Origin of the sequence: Rahnella sp. ChDrAdgB13 (assembly GCF_017655185.1) — a bacterium.
In the GTDB taxonomy this organism is placed as follows: domain Bacteria; phylum Pseudomonadota; class Gammaproteobacteria; order Enterobacterales; family Enterobacteriaceae; genus Rahnella; species Rahnella contaminans.
This window is the reverse complement of sequence record NZ_JAEMGT010000233.1, coordinates 1-2,602: the sequence shown is the minus strand read 5'-3', so window position 1 is coordinate 2,602 and position 2,602 is coordinate 1. Positions and strand designations below refer to the sequence as shown.

Annotated in this window: 6 protein-coding genes; all 6 read left to right on the top strand. The window is 46.5% G+C overall.

The window, feature by feature from the left end; all coding sequences use genetic code 11:
- Window positions 1-143 precede the first annotated feature (143 nt).
- The 6 genes from J8X26_RS27255 to J8X26_RS27230 all read left to right on the top strand — a co-directional run bounded on the left by J8X26_RS27255 (window position 144) and on the right by J8X26_RS27230 (window position 2,488).
- Window positions 144-371 carry a hypothetical protein gene (locus J8X26_RS27255; RefSeq protein ID WP_208952638.1) on the top strand — a complete coding sequence of 76 codons (228 nt, stop codon included), beginning with the start codon at window positions 144-146 and terminating at the stop codon, window positions 369-371.
- 2 nt (window positions 372-373) lie between these two features.
- The gene (locus tag J8X26_RS27250) at window positions 374-676 is read left to right on the top strand and encodes a hypothetical protein (protein ID WP_208952637.1); all 303 of its coding nucleotides are present in this window, start codon (window positions 374-376) and stop codon (window positions 674-676) included.
- Window positions 669-1,256 carry a hypothetical protein gene (locus tag J8X26_RS27245; protein ID WP_208952639.1) on the top strand — a complete coding sequence of 196 codons (588 nt, stop codon included), beginning with the start codon at window positions 669-671 and terminating at the stop codon, window positions 1,254-1,256. The genes J8X26_RS27250 and J8X26_RS27245 overlap by 8 nt, the downstream gene beginning before the upstream one ends.
- Entirely contained in the window at window positions 1,253-1,612 is a 360-nt protein-coding gene (locus J8X26_RS27240; protein WP_208952636.1) for a hypothetical protein, read from the top strand. Before J8X26_RS27245 ends, J8X26_RS27240 begins: the two co-directional genes overlap by 4 nt.
- A gap of 158 nt (window positions 1,613-1,770) precedes the next feature.
- A complete protein-coding gene (locus tag J8X26_RS27235; RefSeq protein ID WP_208952635.1) occupies window positions 1,771-2,148 on the top strand; it encodes a hypothetical protein in 378 nt (125 codons plus the stop codon).
- 46 nt (window positions 2,149-2,194) lie between these two features.
- Window positions 2,195-2,488 (top strand): hypothetical protein, encoded by a 294-nt coding sequence (locus tag J8X26_RS27230; RefSeq protein WP_208952634.1) that lies wholly within the window; start codon window positions 2,195-2,197, stop codon window positions 2,486-2,488.
- The last annotated feature ends 114 nt before the right edge of the window (window positions 2,489-2,602 follow it).

Genomic DNA, 2,602 nt, shown 5'->3' with positions numbered 1-2,602 from the left:
GCGTTTCAGCCTGAGCGCGGCGTCAGTCGCTGCATTGCTCATGGTGATGTGTTTCTATCATCAAAATTCTTTCCTTTGCCGGTTGAATGCTATGTCCACTTAGATTCGCGGCCTCACGTTCTGCCGGAAAGCGAGGTGCAACCATGAGTAGAAATGCTTATTGCGATCACATTAAAACCGGCAGAAGTCACCTCCGCAGGCTGGCGACCATGCAGCGTCATCTTCTTGATATGGCTGATGCCTGGGAAGACCTCGACACTTGTCAGATAACTGAATTCAATGCTCTTGCTGATCGGGTTGGAGAATCCACTGTTGAGCTTACCGGCCTGATGGAAGAGTGGAAAAACAGCAAAGAATGGGATGGTGAATAATCATGGGAAAAATGACCTTTATTGTAGATTTTCCTGATGGCCAGGAACCCGCTGTGGGTGCTGGCACTGATATTCTCGGTGGCCAGTTTATCTCTGTTTATTTTGGTGATATGCGTGAGCAGAGCGCGTGGCGTCCTGCAGATCAGGTGCCGCCTTACAATGAACTCCTGATGGTTCAGCATGCGGATGGTTCACGCGATGTTGATATCTGTAGCGAATACAGTGGCTGGTATGGTGAAGATGATGAAACTACTGTGAAATACTGGATGCCTCTGCCTGATGCGATGGAGGCTGACGATGAATGATCTTCTTAAAAGTATAGGTAGAAAGCGTCTTGAAGAGATCGCCTATGGTTCTGTGCGTCAGAGTGCTGAAGAAGGTGCAATGTTGGCCCGGTTTGCCCTTGAGGCAAGTGCTGAACCTTCTCTGGCATCTCGAAGTGCGCAGCTTGTCAAAGCAGGAATGCCTTGGCGTGATGTTCTTCGGGGTTATATTGCTGGTCAGGGTGAGTATTTCGTAACACACGGTCACGTTAGTCTTATTGTCGCGGCTAAGGAGAAGCATAAAGAAATTCAGGAAGCCCTGAAGGTGACTGTCCCGGTAATCTATAAAGTGTATGTCGGTGCAGGCCTGTTTCCGTGGATTGATGGGCGGGAGCGTTATTACCTCCCCCATGCTTCGCAGGCTTGTTACGAAACAGGCGCAGGAAAAGCCATTAATGCACTGGTTGAAATCGATGAAGAATTACAGTTGCAGGGCTGGCCAAGGTTTTGCTGGGCATATCTTGATGTTGTGCCAGGCATGATGATCTGCCGTTCTACAAACGAGAATATCACTGGTCATGTTGTGCGGTGGTTACCTGTCAGAGTGGAGGGTATGCAATGAAACTTAAGGCGGCAATCATGAGTTTATTGCTTGTTTTGGTTTCAGTTGATGCCAGTGCAAATGTAATCATTTCTAATTCGAATGCGTCAAATCATGCTGCGGAACAAGCCTCTGCGGCTATGGCTGCGAGCGTGACCGTTAATGGTAAACCCTTCGGCTTTGTCACCTGCGGTAAAAACTCAACCACGGCTAACTCTCTGGGGTGTCGGGATTGGAATGCTGAGGGTGCTCCAGTCATTCCTTACTCTGCGTGGCCTGGCTACCGGTTAGGGGCGCTTTTGCCCGCCAGTTATCGGATTACGGCCGTTTCTTTCGATAGTTACAGTGGCATAGCTACCATTTATTTTGAATATTGAAGGTAGAATCTCTAGCAATGATGGCCGCTTCCGAGCGGCCTTTTTGTTGCCTAGTAGATGAAAGAATGCAAAGGATATCAATGGTTATTTGACTTATGTCAAGGCCGATTGTTCCTCGTTTGGCATCGTTGGTGGGCTAATTCCATAAGGGAAATCAAATGAAACAAATTTATATAAGTGTGGTTTGCGTGGGTCTGCTTTTTTTATCTTCGGCCCAAGCGCTGGATTTGGCGGGGTATCTGAAACTTAAAGAAAAATCAGCCACATCGGCCACGACTAAAATTATCCTTAATTCCTATCTTCAAGGTGTGGCGGAGTCAGAAATTAGTACTTCGGCTATTGAGGGATATACACATAAAGATGATAAACAGTTCGTTAATTACAGTTGTCCGCCCAAGGATTTAGTGATTGACGATACGTTTGTCAGCAAAATGGTAGATGTGTATATCTTGGGCGGAGATCGAGACGTTGACCTATCAGCGCCTGTCGCGTTGGCTTACGTGGCTGAAATGGCAAAAAGTTATCCATGCAAATAAAAAACCGAAATCCAACCTTTTGGGTAGAGAATTTAAGGATAAGATCATGATTTACATACTTGCAGGCTGTGTCATATCTATCTATTTGATGACCCGGATGATATGGGTGTTCCGACTTTTGGGTATTATCTTACTTGCTGCGGTTGGATATGTTGGTTTCGCCCTGTATGGCGTATTAATTTCAGGACTTGTAATCGGCTTACCGTTAGGTGTTGCCTCCAGCATTAACGGTGGCAAGCCAAAAGCGCCTCGCCCCAATCCGACAGCAACCCCCATGAATCACCCTGAACCTGATAATGATTTGTCTGGTAATGTTTCACAACGTAATCAGTGGAAGTGAAACATAGCTAACCCCAGGTTAAAAGTTGACTAAGTGAGTCACTTGTGATCCAATAATCCCGCCGAATACATGTTGTAAACATTCCTATTATCGCTTTCAAAGCCCCCTCTGTGG